Origin of the sequence: Photobacterium sp. BZF1, from assembly GCF_014349205.1 — a bacterium.
Taxonomy (GTDB): Bacteria; Pseudomonadota; Gammaproteobacteria; order Enterobacterales; family Vibrionaceae; genus Photobacterium.
The window spans coordinates 1-22,894 of the sequence record NZ_JACSOF010000063.1 but is presented as its reverse complement, the minus strand read 5'-3'; the positions used below and the strand labels follow the sequence as shown (position 1 = coordinate 22,894).

At 47.6% G+C, this 22,894-nt stretch carries 22 protein-coding genes; 14 read left to right on the top strand and 8 right to left on the bottom strand.

Annotated features, from left to right (window positions below):
• Positions 1–212: 212 nt before the first annotated feature.
• The 3 genes from BIZ37_RS15340 to BIZ37_RS15330 all read left to right on the top strand — a co-directional run bounded on the left by BIZ37_RS15340 (position 213) and on the right by BIZ37_RS15330 (position 2,289).
• Positions 213–656, top strand: a complete 444-nt coding sequence (locus BIZ37_RS15340) for a PTS sugar transporter subunit IIA (protein ID WP_187462215.1) — start codon at positions 213–215, stop codon at positions 654–656.
• A 79-nt stretch (positions 657–735) separates the two neighbouring features.
• A complete protein-coding gene (locus BIZ37_RS15335; protein WP_107296085.1) occupies positions 736–1,023 on the top strand; it encodes a PTS sugar transporter subunit IIB in 288 nt (95 codons plus the stop codon).
• A 9-nt stretch (positions 1,024–1,032) separates the two neighbouring features.
• On the top strand, positions 1,033–2,289 hold the full coding sequence (locus tag BIZ37_RS15330) for a PTS ascorbate transporter subunit IIC (RefSeq protein ID WP_187462214.1): 1,257 nt from the start codon (positions 1,033–1,035) through the stop codon (positions 2,287–2,289).
• A 53-nt stretch (positions 2,290–2,342) separates the two neighbouring features.
• Here BIZ37_RS15330 and BIZ37_RS15325 read toward each other — a convergent pair whose 3' ends face one another.
• Entirely contained in the window at positions 2,343–2,915 is a 573-nt protein-coding gene (locus BIZ37_RS15325) for an outer membrane beta-barrel protein (RefSeq protein WP_187462213.1), read from the bottom strand.
• A 152-nt stretch (positions 2,916–3,067) separates the two neighbouring features.
• Positions 3,068–3,973, bottom strand: a complete 906-nt coding sequence (locus BIZ37_RS15320) for a LysR family transcriptional regulator (RefSeq protein ID WP_187462212.1) — start codon at positions 3,971–3,973, stop codon at positions 3,068–3,070.
• Positions 3,974–4,116: 143 nt separating this feature from the next.
• Between BIZ37_RS15320 and BIZ37_RS15315 the strand changes: the two genes are divergently transcribed.
• Entirely contained in the window at positions 4,117–4,482 is a 366-nt protein-coding gene (locus BIZ37_RS15315; RefSeq protein WP_187462211.1) for a nuclear transport factor 2 family protein, read from the top strand.
• 108 nt (positions 4,483–4,590) lie between these two features.
• Here the strand turns inward: BIZ37_RS15315 and BIZ37_RS15310 are convergent, their stop codons facing one another.
• Positions 4,591–5,364 carry a DeoR/GlpR family DNA-binding transcription regulator gene (locus tag BIZ37_RS15310; protein ID WP_187462210.1) on the bottom strand — a complete coding sequence of 258 codons (774 nt, stop codon included), beginning with the start codon at positions 5,362–5,364 and terminating at the stop codon, positions 4,591–4,593.
• A 29-nt stretch (positions 5,365–5,393) separates the two neighbouring features.
• Positions 5,394–6,284 carry a PfkB family carbohydrate kinase gene (locus tag BIZ37_RS15305; protein WP_187462209.1) on the bottom strand — a complete coding sequence of 297 codons (891 nt, stop codon included), beginning with the start codon at positions 6,282–6,284 and terminating at the stop codon, positions 5,394–5,396.
• A 224-nt stretch (positions 6,285–6,508) separates the two neighbouring features.
• Between BIZ37_RS15305 and yihU the strand changes: the two genes are divergently transcribed.
• The 10 genes from yihU to BIZ37_RS15255 all read left to right on the top strand — a co-directional run bounded on the left by yihU (position 6,509) and on the right by BIZ37_RS15255 (position 15,638).
• Entirely contained in the window at positions 6,509–7,402 is an 894-nt protein-coding gene (gene yihU, locus BIZ37_RS15300; RefSeq protein ID WP_187462208.1) for a sulfolactaldehyde 3-reductase, read from the top strand.
• Positions 7,403–7,419: 17 nt separating this feature from the next.
• Entirely contained in the window at positions 7,420–8,481 is a 1,062-nt protein-coding gene (locus tag BIZ37_RS15295) for an aldose epimerase family protein (RefSeq protein ID WP_187462207.1), read from the top strand.
• 74 nt (positions 8,482–8,555) lie between these two features.
• Positions 8,556–9,296, top strand: coding sequence for a sulfite exporter TauE/SafE family protein (locus BIZ37_RS15290; protein ID WP_187462206.1), 741 nt, complete (start codon positions 8,556–8,558; stop codon positions 9,294–9,296).
• Between the two features lie 93 nt (positions 9,297–9,389).
• The gene (locus BIZ37_RS15285; RefSeq protein ID WP_187462205.1) at positions 9,390–10,640 is read left to right on the top strand and encodes an AGE family epimerase/isomerase; all 1,251 of its coding nucleotides are present in this window, start codon (positions 9,390–9,392) and stop codon (positions 10,638–10,640) included.
• Positions 10,641–10,910: 270 nt separating this feature from the next.
• Positions 10,911–11,771: a class II fructose-bisphosphate aldolase gene (locus BIZ37_RS15280; protein WP_187462204.1), complete on the top strand. Its 861-nt coding sequence runs from the start codon at positions 10,911–10,913 to the stop codon at positions 11,769–11,771.
• Between the two features lie 174 nt (positions 11,772–11,945).
• Positions 11,946–12,200 (top strand): hypothetical protein, encoded by a 255-nt coding sequence (locus tag BIZ37_RS15275; protein ID WP_187462203.1) that lies wholly within the window; start codon positions 11,946–11,948, stop codon positions 12,198–12,200.
• Positions 12,201–12,272: 72 nt separating this feature from the next.
• Entirely contained in the window at positions 12,273–12,881 is a 609-nt protein-coding gene (locus BIZ37_RS15270; protein WP_187462202.1) for a TRAP transporter small permease, read from the top strand.
• Positions 12,882–12,891: 10 nt separating this feature from the next.
• Positions 12,892–14,181 (top strand): TRAP transporter large permease, encoded by a 1,290-nt coding sequence (locus BIZ37_RS15265; protein WP_187462201.1) that lies wholly within the window; start codon positions 12,892–12,894, stop codon positions 14,179–14,181.
• A gap of 62 nt (positions 14,182–14,243) precedes the next feature.
• A complete protein-coding gene (gene dctP / locus BIZ37_RS15260) occupies positions 14,244–15,290 on the top strand; it encodes a TRAP transporter substrate-binding protein DctP (RefSeq protein WP_107296098.1) in 1,047 nt (348 codons plus the stop codon).
• 72 nt (positions 15,291–15,362) lie between these two features.
• Complete coding sequence (locus BIZ37_RS15255; RefSeq protein WP_187462200.1) at positions 15,363–15,638, top strand: PTS transporter subunit EIIB; 276 nt, start codon at positions 15,363–15,365, stop codon at positions 15,636–15,638.
• Between the two features lie 76 nt (positions 15,639–15,714).
• On the opposite strand, the gene BIZ37_RS15250 is transcribed toward BIZ37_RS15255, so the two are convergent.
• The 4 genes from BIZ37_RS15250 to BIZ37_RS15235 form a co-directional block, all read right to left on the bottom strand.
• Positions 15,715–18,714, bottom strand: coding sequence for an efflux RND transporter permease subunit (locus tag BIZ37_RS15250; RefSeq protein ID WP_187462199.1), 3,000 nt, complete (start codon positions 18,712–18,714; stop codon positions 15,715–15,717).
• Between the two features lie 12 nt (positions 18,715–18,726).
• Entirely contained in the window at positions 18,727–19,491 is a 765-nt protein-coding gene (locus tag BIZ37_RS15245; protein ID WP_187462198.1) for an efflux RND transporter periplasmic adaptor subunit, read from the bottom strand.
• 292 nt (positions 19,492–19,783) lie between these two features.
• The gene (locus tag BIZ37_RS15240; protein WP_187462197.1) at positions 19,784–21,262 is read right to left on the bottom strand and encodes an oligopeptide:H+ symporter; all 1,479 of its coding nucleotides are present in this window, start codon (positions 21,260–21,262) and stop codon (positions 19,784–19,786) included.
• A gap of 93 nt (positions 21,263–21,355) precedes the next feature.
• Positions 21,356–22,753 carry an aminopeptidase gene (locus tag BIZ37_RS15235; RefSeq protein WP_187462196.1) on the bottom strand — a complete coding sequence of 466 codons (1,398 nt, stop codon included), beginning with the start codon at positions 22,751–22,753 and terminating at the stop codon, positions 21,356–21,358.
• Between the last annotated feature and the right edge of the window lie 141 nt (positions 22,754–22,894).

The window sequence follows — 22,894 nt, the reverse complement described above, 5'->3', positions numbered from 1 at the left end:
TCACTGTGAATTACGCATTTTAACCTTGTTAATACCAAGGTTCCAACTGGTTTGCTCGGTCTGTGATATAAAAAATGGTAGCGCTATCACAAAATTTGGTAGCGCTATCAGGTAGCGCTATCAAATGTGATTTGGATCGCTTTATTTGTACCAAACGATCGTTAAAGTGACCCCATCGACACAACTTACCCTATTAAAAAACGAGAAGAGCGATGCTGAAAGAACTGCTAACCCCAGACGTAATTAGCCTTCATGACTCGGCTGAAAACTGGCAACAGGCGATAGAGTTATCTTGCCAGCCACTGATTGATAATGGCGCTATCGAACCAAGTTACGTCGAGGCCATTTTTAAATCACATCAGGAAATGGGGCCTTATTATGTTATCGGCCCTGGCATCGCTATGCCGCATGCTCGCCCTGAGGACGGTGTTAATCGGCTGGCACTTGGCCTAACGGTGATCCGCAATGGTGTTAACTTCGATGCTGATGAAAATGACCCGGTAAAAATGCTGGTGACGCTAGCGGCAACCGATAGCAACAGCCATGTGGATGCTATTGCCCAACTCGCTGAACTCTTTATGAATGAAGAACATGTGGCGCAGATTTGTGCCGCGCAAGATGTGGACGCTATTCGCCGCATCATTGAAACCTATTAATTCAAATGGCTTCGGCCATCCCAATTACAGCGAGTTATTCGCAAACTAATAACGCTTAGAAGTAGAAAGGTAGAATATTATGAAAATTATGGTTGTATGTGGTCACGGTCTTGGTACTAGCCTAATGATGGAAATGAGCCTTAAAGGCATCGTTAAAGAGCTAGAAGTTGCAGCAACTGTCGATCACTGCGATTTGGGTTCGGCGAAAGGTACGGCCTGTGACATTTTTATCGGTACCAACGACATTACTGAACAGTTAGTTGCTCAGGGCGTTGACGGAAAAATTGTCTCGCTAGATAACATGGTCGACAAAAACGCGATGAAAGAGCGTTTGTCAGCAGCCCTAAAAGAACTTGGCGCTCTGTAAGAGGTAGCGATGGAATTTTTCAGTTTCCTAATGAATGACGTGCTGGCCGAGCCAGCCGTCCTTGTCGGCCTGATAGCGCTTATCGGTCTGATTGCCCAGAAAAAACCGGTGACAGAATGTATCAAGGGTACGGTCAAAACCATTATGGGTTTTGTCATCCTCGGCGCAGGTGCGGGCCTGGTGGTTACCTCACTGGGTGACTTCTCGGCTATCTTCACCGAAGCCTTTGGTATTACCGGTGTTGTGCCGAACAACGAAGCCATTGTTTCGATTGCCCAGGAAGCCTTCGGTAAAGAAATGGCGATGATCATGTTCTTTGCCATGTTGGTGAACATCCTGATTGCACGACTTACGCCATGGAAATTTATCTTCCTGACTGGTCACCATACCTTGTTCATGTCAATGATGGTTGCGGCTATCTTGTCGTCGAGCGGTATGACGGGTGTCCCTTTGATTGCTGCAGGTTCATTGGTGGTTGGCTTTGTCATGGTGTTTTTCCCTGCCATTGCCCACAAATACATGAAGCAGGTGACAGGTTCTGATGATGTGGCAATCGGTCACTTCTCTACCATGTCTTACGTGCTGGCAGGTTTCATCGGTAGCAAATTTGGTAACAAAGAGCACTCTACCGAAGATATGGATGTGCCAAAGAGCTTGCTGTTCTTGCGTGATACGCCGGTGGCGATTTCATTCACCATGAGTATTATCTTCTTGATCACCTGTTTGTTCGCTGGTGGTGATTTTGTCCGTGAGGTGAGCGGCGGCAAACACTGGTTCATGTTCTCGCTGATGCAGTCCATCACCTTTGCAGCCGGTGTTTACGTTATCCTACAAGGTGTACGTATGGTTATCGCTGAAATCGTACCTGCATTCAAAGGGATCTCTGACAAACTGGTACCGAACGCAAAACCTGCGCTTGATTGCCCAGTGGTATTCCCATACGCGCCGAATGCGGTATTGGTAGGCTTCCTATCAAGCTTCACTGCCGGACTGTTTGGTATGTTCCTGCTATACATCATGGGGCTGACGGTTATCATCCCAGGTGTAGTACCGCACTTCTTTGTTGGTGCAGCAGCTGGTGTATTCGGTAACGCAACCGGTGGTCGTCGTGGCGCAATGTTGGGTGCATTTGCCCAAGGCCTATTGATCACCTTCCTACCAGTATTCCTATTGCCAGTACTGGGTGACCTTGGCTTTGCCAACACCACCTTCAGTGATGCTGACTTCGGTATTGTAGGTATCTTACTGGGGCTGATTGTCCGCTAATCGCTTAATGCTGATAGAGAAAGCCCGTCACCTTTGCAGTGACGGGCTTTTTTTTAAAAACTAATACCAGCCTGTAGGCCATATACTGGAGCAGTGCTGCGGCCGATATGCGAGAACTCTGTGGTATACCAGTCAAGACCCGCTCTTGCTACAAACTTGGCATTGCCAACAATAGGTGCTGTGGTTGTATATTGAGCACCCATGCCGTAGGTATAACCAAAGTCAGAGTCATTACTTTTATATTTAGTATTTCCGTCTTTTTCTATGTAAGTCGTCGATAGTTTGGTTTTGGAGTATGTCGCACCAAGTTTTCCGTATATGGAAAAGTTATGGTTCAATGGATACATATAAACTGGGGCAAGGGAAATAGTGTATGTATTGCTTTCATACTCGGTTCGAGAGTTATTAAGGTGATTAGCTATTGAAGAGCTATCACTGTTAAATAGCGCAGTTGTTTCAACATACCAACGTTTATAAACTTGACCACCTGCTGTTAATTGTAATCCCGTTGAATAATCATCAGAGAACCCAGCACCAGCCATCGTGTAGACTTCATGATCGGCCAGTGCGCCTGCAAGTACTGATGATGATGCAAGCAAGCAAACTGAGATAACGGTCTTTTTCATAATCCTAACCTTACTGATATTGTTTTATATGTTGATGGAAGCGCAGCAATAATACATTGTTTTATTGGTATTGAAAGAATAAATGAACGGCGTTTTTAATTAAAATGTGTGGAAGTGTGTAATGATTCAGCGGGATTATTTATGGTTTTGTTTTATTTGGCTTCTGATTGCTTTAGGGCTTGGCAGCTTGGTGTAGTTAATATAGACAGCTGCTTTTCAATTGCATTGATGCAAGTAACAACATTAATCGGTGGTTGCCTAGGGTAGGGGTGAAGCGCATACACCGGGTTTGATGCAAGTTGGTGGTCAGGAAATAGAGCGGCAAGTTGTGGTTTTTGCCTAAAAATGTAATCGGGGACAATGCCAACGCCAGCCCCGGATTCAATTAAGCCCAGACAAGTATGGAAAGAGTCGGCACGGCAGGTGATATTGGCGTGGTAATTGTGCTTTTCCTCAATCTTAATGCAATGGGTGAAATGGTGAATGATAGTAGCAGGTTGCCATTGGTTGGCAAGATACCCAGCGTTCTCTTTTTCATTGTCGATAACACTTTGCGTTCCGCACAGCACATCCCTGAATTCCCCGATCCTTCTTTGCATGAGTGCGTTTTCAGAGGAAGCGCCTACCCGGATGGCGAGATCAATCTGTTTCTCCATCAGGTTCAGGGGTTGGTCGCTGCTTATCAGTTCAGGCCGTAATTTTGGATAACACTTCATCAGCGAACCAATGGCAGGGGCGACAAGGGTCGACATCAGGGCATCGGACGACGTTATTACGATTTTACCCTGCGGTTCTTGTTGGCTTTCCAATGCCTGCTGCCAGGCAAAGTCAGCCAGATCATTGAGCTTCTTGCATTCAGCATAGAAGGCCTGTCCTGCTTGGGTCAGGGTTTGGCGACGGGTGGTGCGCTTGAGAAGGCTGATCCCCAGTTCTGTTTCCAGTAACTTGAGGTGTTGGCTTACCACGGATTTTGACAGCCCCAGTCCATCAGCTGCAGCGGTGATCGAACCCGATTCAACGATGTGGGCAAACAATGACATCTGGCGTAGTCGGTTCATTATTATCTCATTTGTTTATTTATCAACACTACATCTATTGTCCGTAAAAACAGAACAGTTATTTCTAATAGGTTTGTTTTTCTATGTTAATTGAGAGCCTACACTTAGGGCAACTTGATAAGCATTCAGAATAAGGATTCAAGATGGACACATTAGCGCGTTGTAAAGCAGGTATCGCGGCTTGGCAGCAGGCATTTAACCAGCAAGATGCAACTGGGTGCGCAGCGCAATACACCGAAGAGTGCGTTATGGAAGCCAAACCGTTTGGTGTTTTCGAAGGGCGCGAAGCGATTCAGGCGTTCTGGCAAAACATCATCGACCAAGGCTTTGCCGATGTTCAATACAGCGACGTGCGCTGGGAAGCAGAAGGGGAGAACGGTTATATCCTGTCATCATCATGGACCATGAACAAGGCCTTTGGTGTGGTACACCGTGAGCATTGGGTAGTGCAGGAAGATGGTCATGCCCGCTTGGTCAGTGATTACTTTGAAGTACAGGGTGAACGATAAATAGGCTCGACAAATCCAGAATGAGATAATTGCCAGTCATAAGAAAAGGGAACAGGTTTTAAGCCTATTCCCTTTTTCGTTTATCGGCTAATACGCTGTGTGCGCATATTAGTGCGAAACGACGGGCTCACAGACCTTGATCGTTGTTTCACCCTGTTTCGCCACACTGTCGAGGTTGGCATCCAGTGGCTGGTCGGTGAAGAGGTAAGTGGCCTCCTTGATATGACCAAGCTCAATGGAGCCTTTTGGAATAAACTTCGACGAGTCCAGCGCGATGATGACATGGCGAGCCGATTTCATGACGGTTTGGGTGATCACCGTCTCGTTCAAATCGTATTCCAGCAAGGTCCCGTCAACATCCATCGATGCTGCACTGGTGATCAGGTAGTCGAAGCGGAAGTGCGAGATGAAATCCAACGCTTCAGTTCCTACGATACCGCCGTTGAAGGCTTTGATCTTGCCGCTCGGTATCAGTACATCAATGCTTTTATTGTTATGCAATACGTTGGCAACACGTAAGCTGTTGGTAATGACCTGAAGATTTTTCTTGTCCGCAAGGTGGCTGGCAATCACTTCGGCTGTGGTACCGATAGTAATAAACACTGTTGAGCCATCTGGGATCATCTCAGCAATTGCCTTGCCGATGGCATGCTTTTGCTCAGTGGCTGAGACCTTACGAACTTCGTAATCTAGGTTGGTTTTACTGGCCGGAGAGCTTGCCCCACCATGGTGACGGATCACTAAGCGCTCTTCGCTGAGCTTTTTGATATCCCTGCGAATAGTCTGCGTAGATACGTCAAGCTTTTCAGCTAGCTCTTCTACGGTGTAATAGCCCTTGTCTATTACAAGTTTTATCAATTTGTCTTGTCTTGGATTCGTCACGTTAAACCCTTTACCGCTTATTTTTACCGCTATTTATTATGTAGTTGGCTATCCACTTCCGATCTGGTCGGGATGCCTTCACGACCACCGCGCTTGGTACACTTTATTGCGGCAACCGTGTTAGAGAAAATCACCGAATCACGAGCAGGCATGGCTTCAGCAACGGCTACAGCCAACGCACCGTGAAAGACATCGCCAGCGCCGGTAGTATCGACAACCTCGACTTTGACACCTGGCTGGTGGCAGAGTTCTTCGTTTTCGAACCAGTAGCAGCCTTTTGAGCCGACTGTCACATAAACTTTGCCTTTTGTCTGTTTCTGAGCGATTTTGAGCCCTTCTATTGGATCACTGCTTCCGGTGAACTTCTCAAGGCCCGGTTCAGAGAATGCCACATGGTCGGCCAGTTTGACCAGATCATCTATTGCATCCGGCGTGATATCTGCGTCCAGTACCGAAGGTATGCTGTGCTGTTTGGCTTGCTCGAGGGCGTATTTTGCCCCTTCCACCCACCTTACATCTGTGAGTACTGTCTTATAGATAGAAAAATCAATTAATTCAAGTAGTTTTGTATCACGTTTTAAAGACGTATCTTGATAGTTGATGATCATTCGCTCGCCTTCGTCATCGACAAGCACAGCAGAGAACGCCGATGAGGCATCAGCAATTTTGACTGCTTTATCAACATTGACACCGTAACCAGCTAACTCGGTCAGCATGGTATCAGCGATGGCATCCTGGCCAACACGGCCAATAAAATCAACATCATGGCCTAGCTTTGCGACGGCAACAGCCGCCGTTGCCGCCGGCCCGCCACCCACTTCGAAGTAATCCTTGGCGACAAATTTACCGCCTTGGGTTGGCAAGCTGTCCACTCGCTGGATCCTATCAAGTACCGTAATTCCTAAACACGCAATAGTCATAGTTATTCTCTTATCTAAATCCGTTGTCTGACGTTATTGGCAATGCACTCACTAAGTGCATCCTTATATCTACAGTATATCCAATATTGACAAAGTGATTGAGATTGCAGTCACAAAACAACTTAAAACGACAAAAAACAACAAAATGTGACATTTGTTGTGGTTGTTTTGTTTCTTAGTGTTTATATTGATTGCAAATCAACCGCGAGAGTAAGGATAAATACATGTCAACAATTGGCTTTATCGGATTAGGACAAATGGGCAGCCCAATGGCGCTGAATCTTATCAAGGGCGGGCACTCACTGCGTGTTTTCGATATCAATACATCCGCTGTTGAAGCGCTAGTCGAGCAGGGCGCGACAGCCGCAAGCTCTCCTGCCGATGCGGCACTGGATGCCGAGTTTGTTGTCACCATGCTGCCAAATGGCACCCTGGTTAAAAACGTATTGTTTGGCGAGTCAGGTATTGTCGAGTCACTAGATAAGAATGCATTGCTTATCGATATGTCGACTATCCACCCGTTTGAAACCGATGCGCTGATCAAGCAGATGAGTGACAAAGGCTTTTCGATGATGGAAGCGCCAGTTGGCCGTACTTCAGATCACGCAGTAAAAGGTGAGCTGCTGATCCTCGCTGGTGGTACCAAAGCGCAAATCGAGCGCGCGCAGCCACTGTTTGACTGCATGGGTTCAGAAACTGTTGACGCAGGCGGTGCGGGTAAAGGTATCCGAGTCAAAATCATCAACAACTACATGAGTATTGCACTGAACGCCCTGTCTGCAGAAGCGGCGACCTTGTCTGAAGCAATTGGTCTGGAGTTTGAAACTGCGCTTGAAGTGATGAGTGGTACACCTGCTGGTAAAGGTCATTTTACAACAACTTGGCCGGGTAAAGTTCTTGCTGGCGATCTGTCACCAGCCTTCATGGTCGATCTTGCCCATAAAGATTTGGGCATTGCCTTGGATCTCGCCAATCAGGTCAATGTACCTATGCCATGTGGCGCGGCATCCCGTGAACTGTACAGCATTACCCGTGCTGCAGGTCGCGGTCGTCAGGACTGGACATCGGTATTTGAACAGTTACGCGTGACATCTGGCCTGGAAGCAAAAATCAAATAATAACCAAGGACAATAACGTGAAACTATCCAGTGAAAACTGGGGTGAAGTTGAAGGTCAATCGCAACCCGTCAAGCTGTTCACCCTCGAAAATAGCCAAGGCATGAAGGTTCAAGTCACCAACTACGGCTGTATCGTTACGTCGGTAGAAACGCCTGACCGTGGCGGTCAATTGGCCGATGTAGTTCTGGGCTACGAGAACCTTGAGCGATATTTAGCCGGGCATCCATTTTTCGGTGCGGTTGCCGGTCGTTATGCCAATCGAATCAAGGATGGTCGCTATGAGTTGGACGGTGAGGTATTCCAACTGGAAACCAATGAGCTACCGACGTCACAGCACATCCATGGTGGCAGCAAAGGGTTTGATAAGTATGTTTGGGACGTTGCCGTCGAACAGCAAAAAGAAGCGATTTACCTTCATTTCAACCGGGTTTCACCGGATGGAGAGTCTGGTTATGGCGGCACTTTACATGTGACACATTCCATAGGCTTGGATGAGCACAACCAGCTGCACTTCAACTTCAAAGCAACCACGGACAAGCCGACGGTCGTTAACCTAGTCAACCATAGCTACTACAACCTAAGTGGCCATGACTCAGGTTTGGTGGACGGCCATGAATTGACGCTTTACGCCGATTTCTACACTCCGGTAAACGAGAACATGATCCCGACTGGCGAGATCCTCGCCGTTAAAGGAACAGGGCTTGATTTTACCCTACCGGTGGAAATTCGCGGCAACAAAGAGAAAGTTCCGGGTGGCGCATTCGACCACAATTTTGTGATTAACCAAAAGCGCAAGCTTGGCGAATATGCCTATGCCGCTGAACTCTACGAACCTCTAACCGGGCGTGTGATGACGGTGCTGACGACCCAACCGGCTGTCCAGTTCTACAACGGGGCCAAGTTGTCGAACAAACCTTGGTTTGGTCGCAATGGCTACAAGTATGAGTCGTTTAATGGGATGTGCCTTGAAACCCAGCATTTCCCGGACAGCCCGAACCAGCCACATTTTCCTAGTGTGCGCCTGAACCCCGGTGAAGTCTTTGAAGAGAAAACCATCCACCGCTTCTCCGTGAAGTAGAGCTTCTCCGGGCAGTATTACCGCTGCCAGTAACAAAGTAGGGGCGGGAAGTCGCCCCTAATCAGGAATTAAATATGGATATGACCGTTGTTTTGGTCTCCCTGATCATTGCATTAGGAGGCTTTACCCAAGGCTTGACCGGGTTTGGCTTGGCCCTTGTATCTGTGCCGCTGCTTTCTATGGTGGTGGACGCAAAAATGGCAGTGCCTATTGCCGGTATTTTTGGATGGCTTGTGACCTTTCCTATTGTTTGGAAAATGCGCCACGCCATTCAATATAAAGCAGGCCTGATCCTGGTTGCAGGCTCCCTTCCTGCCTCAATTGTCGGTGCCAAGCTGCTGGCAAGCCTGCCTTCACAATACATTCTCATCACCATGGGGATCGTACTGATTGTATCGAGTATTCACTCGATGCGAAGCACTAAACCTGCTTTTTCAAAGACGTCGGTGCCAGTGACTGTCGGGACCGGGTTTGCCTCAGGTGTGTTGGGAGCCAGTGTCGGCGAAGCTGGACCGCCGGTGATTGCTTACACATCCATGCAGCCATGGACTGCAGACCAAGCTAAATCAACGCTGGTGTTCTTTTTCATGCTGCAGATGATTGGCGCCATTGTCAGTTTTTGGAATGAAGGACTTTTTACCCCAGATGTAAACAGTCTGGTTGTCTCGGCAATGCCTGCATTTTTAGTGGGGATGACCGGGGGCATGGTGGGATACCACTTCCTGCAGAAATATAAGATCAACTACCACCATATTGTACACGGCCTACTTTTGGTTATCGGTTGTGTGCTAGTGCTCAAGAATGTCAGTTTTTGATTGTTTTTGTTGAAAAGTGATAGATAAATAACAGAATTGAACGCTACTGCCTGTTAATTTCAGTAGCAAAAGAAAATAACGAGGAAACACTTCATGAAATGGATTAATACCCGATCTCATAACGCTTGGCTAGATACAGAAACCGATCGAATCTTTGAATTCGGCAGAAAATCGGTCGTACCAAACGGTTTTGGCTGGGTGGGCAACAACGGCAACATCCGCGAAGAAATGGGCACTCGCCTGTGGATCACCGCGCGTATGCTGCACTGTTACTCGCTGGCAGCGCTGATGGGCCGTCCTGGTGCTTACGATCTGGTTGAGCATGGTATCGCGGCATTAGAAGGTCCTCTGAAAGATAAGGCTCATGGTGGTTGGTACGCGACTATCGACAATGAAGGAGAAGGTATCGTTGATGCGTCCAAGCAGGGTTATCAGCATTGCTTTGTCCTACTCGGTGCAGCCAGTGCCGTAACTACAGGCCACCCGAGGGCTCAGGCACTGTTGGATGAAGCTATTAACGTGTATGAAAACCACTTCTGGTGTGAAGAAAAACAGATGTGTTTCGAGTCTTGGGATGAAACTTTCTGCGAGACGGAAGACTACCGTGGTGGTAATGCGGCAATGCACTCGGTTGAAGCATTCCTGATTGTTTACGATGTAACGAAAGACAAGAAGTGGCTGGAGCGCGCACTGCATATCACTGAGTTCATGATCAACAAGACAGCAAAATCACTGAACTACCGTGTCAACGAGCACTTTGACGCAGACTGGAACCCGCTTCCAGACTACAACAAAGAAACCCCTGCAAGTCACTTCCGTGCATACGGCGGTACACCTGGCCACTGGATCGAGTGGGGCCGTTTGATCTGTCACCTACGTGCGACATTGATTGAAATCGGTGCCGATTGCCCTGATTGGCTACTGGAAGATGCTATCGGCCTGTTTGATGCCACAGTGCGTGATGCATGGTCGGTCGATGGTGCGCCGGGCTTTGTGTACTCTGTAGATTGGGACGGCAAGCCTGTTGTTCGTGAACGTATCCGCTGGGCGCCAGTGGAAGCAATTGGTACTGCTTATGCGCTGTACACTGTCACAGGGGACGAGAAGTACCAGGAATACTACCGTACATGGTGGGATTACTGCCGCACTTACCTGATTGATTACGAAGGTTGTTCTTGGTGGCAAGAGCTGGATACCAACAACCAAGCTGGAACCAGCAAAGTATGGGATGGGAAGCAAGATATCTACCACCTAATGCATTGTCTTGTGATCCCTCGTCTACCTCTGACTCCAGGCCTGGCACCAGCCCTGGCTGCTGGCTTGTTGGATAAGAACATGGGCTAATGTTTTAAAACGACTACCCTCTGACTTGTCGTTTTATGCGTAAAGGTGATGGCTTTCGGGCTGTCACCTTTTTTTGTCTCAGCGCTTGGCCCTGGCCACTTCTCCCCCTGAATGAAATAAGATGTGCTCCAGCACTCATTTTTGTCTATTTATGTCTGTTTTTGTATCTTCTTGTTGGAAAATGATACATAACTAACAGAAATGAACCGTCTGGACTGTTACTTTATTTACAACAACGAACAAACAAGAGAACAAAGAGGAACACTCAACATGGCATACATGTCTGGTAAAACAATGATTCAAGAAGCGTGGAACAACGGATATGCGATCGGCGCTTTCACTGCACACAACCTAGAAACAATCAAAGCAGTCCTGCTGGCTGCCGAAGAAGAACAGTCTCCAATCATGCTCCAGATTGGCCAAAAAGCCATTAATGAGATGGGCATGGAGCCTTTGAAAAACGCTGTTGACTCTCTGATGAAGCATCACAACATCTCAGTGCCAGTATGTATCCACCTAGACCACAGCCGCCAGTTCAAGCAGACCATGGAAGCTGCGCGCTGTAACTTCAATTCCCTGATGTTTGATGGCTCTGCGCTGCCATTCGAAGAGAATGTACGTATTACCAAAGCGGTTGTCGAAGTGGCAAATGTCCTAGGTCTTGGCTCTGAAGGTGAGATCGGCAAAATCGGTGGCACCGAAGATGACATCACGGTTGACGAAAAAGATGCCATGATCACCACGGTTGAAGAGGCGCTGGACTTCTCTGAGCGTACAGGCGTTGATTACCTGGCGGTGTCTATCGGTACTGCACACGGTGTTTATAAAACAACACCAGAGTTGAAATTTGAGCGCTTGTCGGAAATCAAAGAAGCCGTGAAGAAGCCAATCGTACTGCACGGTGGTTCGGGTGTACCCGATGATCAGGTTATCGAAGCTGTTAAGCGTGGTGTCGCCAAGATCAACGTGGATACTGAACTGCGCCAAGGCTTCATTGATGGGGTTCAGGCCCACTGGCGTGCAAATGAGAAAGACTACATTCTTGCTGATGTCATGAATAGCGGCATCGCTGCAATGAAAGAAGTGGTGCAGCACAAGATCCGTCTGTTTGGTTCAAATGGTAAAGCTTAAATCTTATAAAGTGTCCGTTTTTGGCACTTAAGATACATAAAAATGACATGTTTTGTCCGTATGTGAAAATCGTCACGGATTACTGCCACTAATTAAGTTATCAATATAGCGAATTTATCGGACAGCATGTCATTTACCAAACACATAAATGGTCTGGAACAAAAGGGATACACAATGTCTTCACTGAAATCAACGAACGTTATTAGAACTCTTGCTCGTGCCAAACAACAGCATGGCCTGATGCGCTTTTTTCAAGCTGGTATGCAAGGTGCCAATGTTCAAGGTGCAAGTGTTCAAGGCGCTAGTATTCAGGGCGTTAGCGTTCAAGGAAACAGTGAAAAAGACAAAACGAACCCAAAAAACCTCCAGCACTGCACTGTGATTCAACAAGGTGACTGCCTTGTTGTTACAGCACTACCGCTGATTTAACTCTACATTAATCGGGCACCTCTATGGGTACCCACTATAACTATGCCCTCATTCACATTGGATGGTGATTCTATGCTGCGTACTATTGAGAAAGCATTGAATATCGTGACAACACCGTTATCACGACTGTTGCGTCATGTTGCCGGAATACTGCTTTTATTAATGACAGCCATTGTTGTTGCCCAGGTTTTATTTCGCTACGTATTTAATATTCCATTAAGCTGGACGGATGAATCTTCCCGATTCTTAATGATCTATATGACTTATCTGTGTTTACCGTTTGTATATTTAGCAGATAAAAATATAGCCATGACTTTCCTGACAGAAATATTAGAAAAAAAAGCACCGCGCGTTTATTCCTTCTTATTATTGCTAGGCCATATCTCTGCTATGTTGGTGTTCTCTGTCTGGATCACCTTCGGTTGGAACTTCTTCCAAACTGGCTCCGTGATGGCAGATAGCCTGCCAATCCCAATGTATTACGTGTATATCATACCTCCAGTGATGATGGCCGTTACCATGCTGTATGCCGTACAAAAAAGCATTGCATCTATCCGCGGTATGCTTGGCGATTTTGAAGATGTTTCCAAAACAAGCCAAACAGCAGAAATGCTTGAATCAAACAAGCCCGTAGAAGATTCGGATGATACCGAACAACTTGAATTAAAACCGGCGGCGTAAGGGGCAAAACATGGTTTCTCCAATCTTCCTATTATATTTCTTAGTCTTACTTATTATTGGTGTACCGGTATTATTTACCCTTGGCCTGTCACCTATTATTACCCTGTTCCAAAATGAACAGATGTTATTTGCCAATATGCTATACCAGCGCCTCTATTCTGGTTTGGATAGTTTCCTTCTTCTCGCGCTACCATTCTTTATGTTGGCCGGTGAATGTATGACGGCAGGGGGGATTACCCCACGTATTATTGCTTTTGCCCAAACCATGGTACAGCACCTGCGCGGTGGCCTGGGACACGTGGTTATCCTGGCGGCAACTATCTTTGGTGCCTTGACAGGTTCAGCGGTGGCAGCGACATCCGCTATCGGTGGCATGCTGATCCCCGAAATGAAGAAGTACAAGTATGATGCTGGCTATTCGGCAGCGTTGACGGCGGCAGCTACAGTACTGGGTAACATTATTCCACCGTCAGGCATCATGCTTATCTATGCCTTTGTGATGAACACGTCAGTGGCGGCGATGTTCTTGGCAGGCGTCACGCCGGGCATCATCTTCTGTATCGGTTTGATGATTATGAACCGCTACCAGATCCGTAAGTACCCAGCGGTTCAACCAATGGAGCGAGCCCCAGCGATGGAGCGCAGCCAGGCATTTAAACTGGCGATTCTGCCTCTGATGACACCTGTGATTATCTTAGGTGGTATCTACGGCGGTATCTTTACCCCAACCGAGGCTGCTGCAGTCGCCGTTGCTTACGCTATCGTTGTTTCGCTTTACATCATCCGTGCTACCAATGTGAAAGCGACCTACGCCTTGTTTGCCAAGGTGGCTGTAAACGCCGCATCAATCTTGATTATTGTGGCAGCCGCAAGTGGTTTTGCTTCATTGATCAGCCTGTCTGGTGTGTCCACCATGGTGGCCGATTTCATGAATGGCATTACCGACAACCCTTATCTGTTGTTTGCGATTATCAATGTGTTGTTGTTCATCATCGGTATGTTCCTTGATGCTGGCCCTGCCATCCTGATTTTCGCCCCTATCTTTGCCCCAATCATGATCAGCGCCGGTATCGACCCAGTCCACTTCGGTGTCGTGATGTGTGCAAACCTGTCGATTGGTTTGGCGACACCGCCAATGGGACTAGTACTGTTCGTGGCATCGGGCGTATCCAAAGTCTCGGTGGCGGAAATCTCGAAGAAGATTATCCCATTCCTACTGGTTGAAGTGGCGCTGATTTTCTTGATTTCCTGCTTCCCACAACTGGTGATCGGCTTACCTCAACTGTTCGGCATTATGTAGAAGAATTAAAAACTGGCGTGCTTAGGCACAACCTCTAAATTTCCTATAACGGTATAACTATTATGAAAAAAACACTTTTGACATTAGCGACCTCTGCAGCACTTATGGTATCTGGCACTACGCTGGCGGCAACTGAATTCAATGTGGTTCACCTGACGTCGCCTGATAGCTACAACCACCAATCGCTGTTGGTATTCAAAAACCACCTGGAAACCCGTTCGAATGGTGAGTTGAAGGTTAAGATTTACGGTTCAGGCCAGCTTTGTGGCTCGGGCAAAGAATGTATTGCCGGGGTTCAGGCAGGTATGTTCGATTACTTCCCAACTACTGTGTCTGAGATTGCTTACTACTGGAAGCCTGCTGAATCATTTGATTTGCCATACCTTCTACCAAACGACCGTGTGGCAGAGTGTGTGTACGGCAACGATCAGTTCATTGCTGATGTCCGTGGCAATGTCTTGAAGAAAGCGCCGAATGTGCGCTTGATGATGGTGGCAAACTCGGGCGGTTGGCGTAACTTCGCGACCACCAAAAAAGCGGTCAAAACACCGGAAGATGTCAATGGTATGAAGATCCGTACGGTACCGGCCAAAGTTCAGCAGGATCTCGTCAAAGAGCTTGATGGTTCACCGACTCCTATTGCTTGGCCTGAAGTATACACAGCACTCTCTACTGGCGTGGTTGAAGGCACCAAGAATGGCATCGTTGATATTATCCAGAGCCGTTTCCATGAAAGCTTGGACTACCTAACACTGGATGGTCATGCGTATATGGGCGGTGCATGGCTGATGTCTGATATGAAATTCAAGTCACTGTCACCAGAGTTGAAGAAAGTGGTATTGGATGGCATCGACGCTCAGCAGCAGTATCTGATGTCTTACCCGAAGCATAACGAATATGCGTCGTACGAAGCGTTCAAGAAAGCCAACGGCAAGATCTACAACCCTTCTGCGACAGAAAAAGAAGCATTCAAGAAAGCGACTCAGCCAGTAGTTGATAGCTGGGCAAGCAATGCCAATGCCGAAGGCAAAAAGTGGCTAGAGCGCTTCCAAAATGAGATTAAAACCTGTGAAGCGAAAATTGATGCGTCTTACCAGTTATCAATGTAATTCAGTATCTTAAATAGTTTTTTAGTGCCAGCTGATTTCGGCTGGCCTTTTTGATGGGAGAGAAATAGGGTCATGATCAATGACAAGGGTAATCTAAATGCCAAAGCGCAGAAGATCCTGCACGGCCTTGGTGGACTCAATAACTTAGTCGAAGGACAGATTGACAACTGCGCCACTCGCCTTCGTATTCAAGTGGTGGATATTAACGCGGTGGATGAGAATGTACTGCGCCGTCAGGGAGCGCTGGGATTCATTAAGCTGCCGAACAACCAAGTTCAGGTGGTCTTTTTCGATGTCCATGCCATTACAAATGCGTTAAGAAGTGTTATCGCTGCCGAAGTGGCGTAAGCAATAGGCTTTTAGCGGGCCAACGTAAAACGAAAAGCGAGGGAATGCCCCTCGCTTTTTTGTTTCTTGCCAATGGTTATCGAGCTCTCTCAATACATAAGTACAAGCAAGGAATGATAAATAGCACGATCGGGACAGAGAAAAGCAACCCGTAACCAAGGGTCAGGGCCATTGGTCCCATGAATACATCGGTTCCCCCGATCCCGTAAGCGAGCGGCAGTAGGCCAACCACAGTGGTGATTGATGTCAGCAAGATCGGGCGGAGCCGGCTTGTCGAGGCAATGATGACGGCATCAACAGTCGTTTCTCCCTCCTCCCGCTTCTGGTTAATCTGGCTGATCAACACCAGGGCATTGTTGACAACCACACCGCACATCCCCAAGACACCAATCAAAGCGAATAGTGACAGTGGCTGCATGTGCAAGAACAGGGCGGTGATGGAAGCCGTCATGGCAAACGGGATCACACTAATGACGAGCAGGGGCTGAAGCAAGGAGCAGAACATAATAGCAAGGACGAAATAGATACCGAGAATTGCGGCCGGAAAGGCAACAACTATCCCTCCCATGGTTTCTTCGGTAGTTTCCGCCTCACCCCCAATATCGAGCGTGATACTCGAGTCTATTTTACCAGCCAGTGCGGCCCCTAGTTCTTCTGTAATATCATCAGGAGTGAGGCTATCATCGGTAATTTGAGCAGTGACAAGGACTTGGCGGTCGCCGTTAAAGTGCAGTACCAGGCGCGGTGCTTCAACGTACTTGACGTTTGCTAGCCTGCTAAGCGGAACTTGGTTGCCGTCGGCGGTATATATCTTGGTGTTGCGTAGCTCGTCGAGGTTACGGTACTGCTCCAGCAAGATTACCCGCAGTCCGACCTCCTCATCACCAATCCAGGTTGTTGAAATTGTCTCGCCGTCAAATGCTATCCGCAAGGTTGATGCTAGATCGCTCACCGTTAAGCCATAGCGTGCCAACCATTCGTATTGTGGAATGATTTGAAGCTGCTGATCTTGCAAGGCTTCGTTGTGGGTGACTTTGTCCAGGGCAGGGTGGTTGTTTAGCCATTCTGCCACCAATGAAACCGCGTTATCACGGGCGGCTTGATTATGGCCTATCACCCTGACTTCGACAGGCTCTCCTGGTGGGGGCCCGCCGGCATCAACGGTGAATTTTACGAACGGCACACTGTCCAAGTCGCTGAGCTTTGCGCTGAGATCGTCTGCGATTTGATCGGCGCTGCGCCCGCGTTGTTCGAAGTTGGTGAGGTTGATAAGGCCAATACTGACGGGGGTTGAATAAGTCATTTCATAGCTGACCAACTCTTCAGGAGGCATCGCTGAAATAACACGCTCAAGCTCTGCATGGGCATTACGGATTTTATCCATAGGGGTGCCTGGTTTAACTTCGGTATGAACCTCAATGTATTTTGCTGCTTGGGCAGGGAAGAAATCTACTTTCAAACTTGTTAGCAGCCCTCCGCCAAGCACTAAGATCAGGCTTGAGGCGAGCAAGACTTTTTTCTTGTTGTTGATGGTTGTAACCAGCCAATCAGCATAACGTGCAGTGATTGCCTCGAAAGAGATAATAGTCTTGGTTTGTTTCTTTTCCTTTGACAGGGAATCGGCTAAGTGGGCAGGGAGGGTAAAGGTGCACTCGAATAGCGAGAAAATCAATGCCAAGATGACGGTCATCGGGATCACGGCTACTTGCATGCCAAACTCGCCGGGAACAAAAAACATCGGAATAAAAACCAGCACCGTTGTGGTTAGGCTGGCAACGATTGGCTTGTACACCTTGATCGTGCCTTCGATAGCAGCCTCAAGGGGCGGAGCGCCAAGTTCTTTTTGGCGGTAGATACTTTCGGCAATAATTACCGAGTCATCGACGATGATCCCGATAACCAAGAGTAAGGCGGCAAACGTAATACTGTCGAGGGTCATGCCGAGCCCTGGTAGCATAGCCACCACACCAAACACACAGAATGGGATAGAGACAGCTACCCAGAAGGCCACTTGGCGCTTGAGGATCAAGCTCAGCACGATTAACACCAATAGTAGGCCGAGACCCCCATTAGTGGTGACAATGGAGAACTTATCGTCCATGTCTTTGGCGAGATTGAGAGAGGTATGGAAGTCAAATTTACCGTCAAGGCGCTCTTTTTCTGCATCAAGCAGCCCTAAGACACTGTCAATGGCAACACGGACATCGGCGTTGGCACTTTTGGTAATATTGAACAAAATAGCAGGGTGGTTATTGATCATCCCGTATTCGGTTGCTTTCTCGAAAGCATCGCTAACGGTGGCGATGTCTTTAAGCCGTACCATAGCGCCACCGGGTAATACGGTGATCACCAACTGTTCCAACTCTTCAACGTTAGTGACTTGGGTCAGGGTGACGATACGGTGCTCTGATTGCCATGACTCAACAACACCGCCGGACTTGGAAAGGTTTCGGTTGTCGATGGCTTGGGTGACATCGCTGAAAGTCAGTTGGTAGCGCCTCACTTTGCTCGGATCGACTTCAACCCAAAATTCCCGCTCGCGAAACCCGGACATAGTGGCTGTTCCTATTCCAGGGATAGCGCGGATTTTCTTTTCAAGCCCTCGAGCATATTGCTGAAGTTCGCTATAACTCGACTCGCTGGTTACGCCAAAGCGCAGCACTTCAAACGATGAAGTACTCTCTTGCAGCACCAGTGGAGGATCGGAAATATCTTTTGGCAAACCGCTGACCCTGTCGACCGCCTGCTGTATTTTTCTAACGACTTCGGCAATGTCTGCTGATTCATCAACCTCTAATAGGATCAATGAGGTCCCTTCGCTAGACTCGGAAGTCATCTCGCGAATGTTTTGGACTCCCCTGAGCTCTTTCTCGATCTTATTGGTAATATTAAGCTCAATATCCTGTGGAGAGGCACCCGGGTAATGGGTGATAATTTCCACTTCTGGGAATGCAATCTCGGGAAGTTCTTGGAGTTTGATGATATTCATGGAAGCCAGACCAATGGCAAACACCATTATGGTCATGACGCGGGCAAGAAAGCTCCGCTGGGCAAAATAGCTAATCACGTTTCGCATAATGTTTGCCTCTTACACGTCTGTTGTGGCGTGCAAAGCCATACCGGGTAGAAAATGTCCGTTTTCGTTGGTGATTTCAACATCAATCGGGTAGGCCAGCGAAGTCTCATCAAGTTCGACACCGATACGTTTGATCTTGGCGTCGACTTTTACGTCGGGTTTGACATCACTCCATACTTTAATGGCCTGGCCGACCTTCAACTGTGGAATGTCATATTCACTGGCATGAAGTCGAGCAATTATCTTTTTGGTACAGACTAAATGATATAGCGTGGTTCCTTTTTCGACCCAAGAGCCTTTATCTACTGACTTTTTAATTATAAATCCGTCAATTTCTGAATGTATTCTTGTATTGTGTAGATCAATTTCTGACTTTTCTAATTCAATCTGAGCTAATTGCAGCTGAGCTTTAGCTGCTTGGTAGTCGGCTTCTGCGATATCAAGTTCATTTTGCGATAAGCTGTTTTTATTACGGAGCTCTTGGTAGCGTAGATAAAGACTTCTTTTTATTTTTAGATCGGCAGAGACCAGTGCAACATTGGCTTTCTGTTTACGGACCTCGAGTTGAAAATCTTCGGGTGAAATCGTAATCAAGGGTTCACCCCGGTGCACCGGGGTGCCTGGTTGCAGTGGGTGGTTAGCAATCATACCACTCACCTCTGATACAACTTCAATGGCTTGCCTCGCTTCGGCGTTACCAATTAAATCAATCGCATTAACTTGGTAAGAAGGCAAGATAAGATAGATAGCCAAGGCGAGTTTTGATGAGTAATTCATATTATTTCCTTAAAATATGAGTAGATAAATATGTTACTCCTCGTTTTGTGAAAAAGGAGTATACTCGCTCGCAGTTTGTCTTCTACTTTAACAATTGAGATGTATTTATTGAGTATGCTTGTGTCGTTAATATCTGTAGCTGAGCCAGGTATTAAATTTTATCGAGAAATAGTTTTACAGTGAGGAGATAATTTATTTGTGGGGTCTTGTTAAATAAAAATAAGGGTTAGGAAGCATAAAAAAAGCGAGCCGAGGCTCGCTTATATTTTATATTTTTCTGAGAGAGCAACTCCTAGGCGGTTTGGGTGCCTTGTGCTTGCTCTTCTTCGCTAACATCGGTTTCGATAAGTTTGTTGAGGCGCGGTGCCAAGTAGACACAAACCAAACCAACAACGGTCGAAGCGATAGCCAAGGCGTAGAAGTAATTGCCGTAAGAGACCAAGCTTTCAACGGGTGTCATTTCCGCTTCACCTGTTGAGGACAAGCCTGCCACCCAAGCTCCGGCAACTGATGCAAGCGCCAATGTCATATTCCATGCACCATAGATGAAGCCGCGTATACGGCTTGGGAATAGTTTGGCGATGGCAGAGAGACCAAGTGCTGAAATCAACAATTCACCGATAGCAAACAGGAAGTGCGGTGCTGCAATCCAGAATGGGTTGAGCATGCCGTTTTCGTCGCCGAAGTATTGTGAGAAACCAGCAAAACCGAAGGCGGCGGCGCACACCAGCATCCCAAGCGCAAACTTACCGGGCATGGACAGATCTTTGCCTTTCTCACCCAAGGTTGTATAGATGTGGGCAAGGACAGGACTGAGGAAGATAATCCACAAAGGGTTGAAGGACTGGTACGACACTGGGTTGATGGCAATACCGAAGATCTCTGCTTCAACATTATTGATAGCGAAGAAGTTCAGCGACGTTGGCATTTGGTTATACAGTACGAAGAAGGCCAAAGCCTGTCCCATCAGTACCAAACCGACAATCATGCGCTTGCGGCTGATAGGGGCTTCTTTCTTCATCTCTTTGGTGATCAGGAATAGGATCACCAGTGCGGCCATTGCCAATACAAACTGGGCCAGTGGCAAGTTGGTGAGCAGGTAGCTTGCCAATGCGACGGCAATCAGTGCACCAGACAAGAACAGGCTGTTGGTCTTGAATGGGATGGCATGCTTGTCGGCCTCTGTGGCTTTGTTGATCTTTTTGTTGAGCATCAGGTAGGTAATGACGTTCACTGCCATACCAACGCCCGACAAGATAAAGGCCGATGTCCAACCAATGCTGTATGCCATGATAGGCGCGCCCAACTGGGCAACAAATGCACCGATATTGTTGACCATGTAGAACAGGGTATAGGCGCCATCTAGGCGGGGATCATTCTTGTCGTAGGCGGAAGCGATAATGGTCGGTGGAGCAACGCTGCCGATACCGCGGCCAACCGCAACCGTACCCAAGCCGACAAAGACGAAATGTGGTTGGGCAGTGATTGCCGAGTAGGCAATGATGAAATAACCAAGGCCCTGGAAAAAGAATCCCCAGACCAGGGTGCGTTTGGCCCCGAGTATTTTATCGGCAAGCCAACCACCGACAAACAGCATGGCAGCGCCCAGTGCGGCGAATGCCCCGAAAGTGGCGAATGAGGTTTTTTGGTCGATACCCAGCTCATCGCCAAGGAATACCGGCAAGATAGCCCAAAGGCTGTAGAAAGAGAGTGCCCACCAGAATTGGCATGAACAGAGAATATAAAAGGTGATCGGATGTTTCTTTTTCATGTGTAGAGTCCCGCGATTATATTAGTTGTATGTCACTGATTTCTCACAATCTACGTGCCCTGTTTTTCGCAGGGCACGTAACACAAAGGGGGCTTATAGCGCCTTGGTGTAGAAAGTCTTGTAGGCGCGGTACAGTTCGAAAATATCGAACTTGGAAGATAATTCGAATGGAGAGTGCATGGAGAGTAGTGCTGCACCCGCATCAATGGTGTTAATGCCGTAATGCGCAAGGTACTTAGCCACTGTGCCGCCGCCTCCTTCATCAACTTTGCCAAGTAGGCCGGTTTGCCAGCTGATTTCGTGCTCATCAAAGATACGACGTAGGGAGGCAACATACTCTGCATCTGCGTCGTTGGAAGCGACCTTGCCACCATGGCCGGTATATTTGGTCAGAACCAAACCGTACCCCAGCTTGGATGCATTTTGTGCGTCATGGACCGATTCGAACAGCGGGTTGAGGCCGGCGTTCACATCAGATGAGAGGGCGTAAGAGCGCCACAAGCAGCGACGAAGCATTTGGTCGTTGTAGTTATTGCCAGCTTGGCGGATAAGCAACTCACCAACAAAGAATTCCAGATAGCGGGATTCTAAACCTGTGGCACCAGAAGAGCCGATTTCCTCTTTATCTACCAAGAAGCAGACAGCAGTTTGCTCTGGAGTTGGGATATCGAAAATAGCTTCCAGTGAGGTGTAGGCACAGATGCGATCGTCCTGGCCGTAGGCGCCGATCATTCCCTGATCGATACCGACATCGCGGGCTTTTCCTGCAGGAACCAGCATCAGCTCGGCAGAAATGAAATCGGTCTCGCTGATTTCATATTTCTCGAACAGCTTGGTGAGTACGTGGTGCTTCACCTTGTCTTTGACTTTCTCGTCATCAAAAGCCATTGGCACTGAGCCGACAATGATTTGAAGCTCTTCCCCTTTTAGCACTTCGTCTGCTTTTCTGTCTCGTTGCACCTTGCGGTCAAGGTGGGGGAGGAGATCCGGGATAGTGAAGACAGGATCGGTGTCTTCTTCACCAATTGCGATATCAACCCGGCGGCCAGATTTGGTGACTACAACGCCATGTAGGGCAAGAGGGCGGGATGCCCACTGGTATTTTTTGATACCACCGTAATAATGGGTACGCATCAGTGCCAGCTCGTGCTTTTCGTGCATCGGGTTGGGTTTGAGATCGAGGCGAGGTGAGTCAATGTGCGAGACGACAAAGCGGATGCCGTCTTGAATGGCTTGTTGGCCGATAATAGCCAATACAACGTTTTTATTTCTATTGATGAAGTAGGCTTTATCGCCGGGTTTAAGTTGTTGGAAATCTTCTATTGGGTGAAAGCCTTGTTGCTTTGCTTTTTCAATGGCGACACTGACACATTGCCGCTCTGTTTTACCTTTGTCGAGGAAGTGTTTGTAGTCTTCGCAGAAATGGTTGATGTCATTAATTTGAGTGTTATCGAGATTCAGCCAGCCATTTGTATATTGCAGCGTTTCCATTGCTTGTCTCCAAAAGAAGGATTAATTTCAAGTCGAAGACTATCACTCTGCAATAATGGTTTAATGTGAGTTCGATCTGCTTATATAAACAAAAATAACAGGAATTTATGCTAATTTATTGATGATTATGTAATTTAATAT

Excerpts from the sequence above, each read along its gene's own strand:
- BIZ37_RS15340 (WP_187462215.1), top strand. The coding sequence starts at position 213 with ATGCTGAAAGAACTGCTAACCCCAGACGTAATTAGCCTTCATGACTCG.
- BIZ37_RS15335 (WP_107296085.1), top strand. The coding sequence starts at position 736 with ATGAAAATTATGGTTGTATGTGGTCACGGTCTTGGTACTAGCCTAATG.
- BIZ37_RS15330 (WP_187462214.1), top strand. The coding sequence starts at position 1,033 with ATGGAATTTTTCAGTTTCCTAATGAATGACGTGCTGGCCGAGCCAGCC.
- BIZ37_RS15325 (WP_187462213.1), bottom strand. The coding sequence starts at position 2,915 with ATGAAAAAGACCGTTATCTCAGTTTGCTTGCTTGCATCATCATCAGTA.
- BIZ37_RS15320 (WP_187462212.1), bottom strand. The coding sequence starts at position 3,973 with ATGAACCGACTACGCCAGATGTCATTGTTTGCCCACATCGTTGAATCG.
- BIZ37_RS15315 (WP_187462211.1), top strand. The coding sequence starts at position 4,117 with ATGGACACATTAGCGCGTTGTAAAGCAGGTATCGCGGCTTGGCAGCAG.
- BIZ37_RS15305 (WP_187462209.1), bottom strand. The coding sequence starts at position 6,284 with ATGACTATTGCGTGTTTAGGAATTACGGTACTTGATAGGATCCAGCGA.
- yihU (WP_187462208.1), top strand. The coding sequence starts at position 6,509 with ATGTCAACAATTGGCTTTATCGGATTAGGACAAATGGGCAGCCCAATG.
- BIZ37_RS15290 (WP_187462206.1), top strand. The coding sequence starts at position 8,556 with ATGGATATGACCGTTGTTTTGGTCTCCCTGATCATTGCATTAGGAGGC.
- BIZ37_RS15285 (WP_187462205.1), top strand. The coding sequence starts at position 9,390 with ATGAAATGGATTAATACCCGATCTCATAACGCTTGGCTAGATACAGAA.
- BIZ37_RS15280 (WP_187462204.1), top strand. The coding sequence starts at position 10,911 with ATGGCATACATGTCTGGTAAAACAATGATTCAAGAAGCGTGGAACAAC.
- BIZ37_RS15275 (WP_187462203.1), top strand. The coding sequence starts at position 11,946 with ATGTCTTCACTGAAATCAACGAACGTTATTAGAACTCTTGCTCGTGCC.
- BIZ37_RS15270 (WP_187462202.1), top strand. The coding sequence starts at position 12,273 with ATGCTGCGTACTATTGAGAAAGCATTGAATATCGTGACAACACCGTTA.
- BIZ37_RS15265 (WP_187462201.1), top strand. The coding sequence starts at position 12,892 with ATGGTTTCTCCAATCTTCCTATTATATTTCTTAGTCTTACTTATTATT.
- dctP (WP_107296098.1), top strand. The coding sequence starts at position 14,244 with ATGAAAAAAACACTTTTGACATTAGCGACCTCTGCAGCACTTATGGTA.
- BIZ37_RS15255 (WP_187462200.1), top strand. The coding sequence starts at position 15,363 with ATGATCAATGACAAGGGTAATCTAAATGCCAAAGCGCAGAAGATCCTG.
- BIZ37_RS15250 (WP_187462199.1), bottom strand. The coding sequence starts at position 18,714 with ATGCGAAACGTGATTAGCTATTTTGCCCAGCGGAGCTTTCTTGCCCGC.
- BIZ37_RS15245 (WP_187462198.1), bottom strand. The coding sequence starts at position 19,491 with ATGAATTACTCATCAAAACTCGCCTTGGCTATCTATCTTATCTTGCCT.
- BIZ37_RS15240 (WP_187462197.1), bottom strand. The coding sequence starts at position 21,262 with ATGAAAAAGAAACATCCGATCACCTTTTATATTCTCTGTTCATGCCAA.
- BIZ37_RS15235 (WP_187462196.1), bottom strand. The coding sequence starts at position 22,753 with ATGGAAACGCTGCAATATACAAATGGCTGGCTGAATCTCGATAACACT.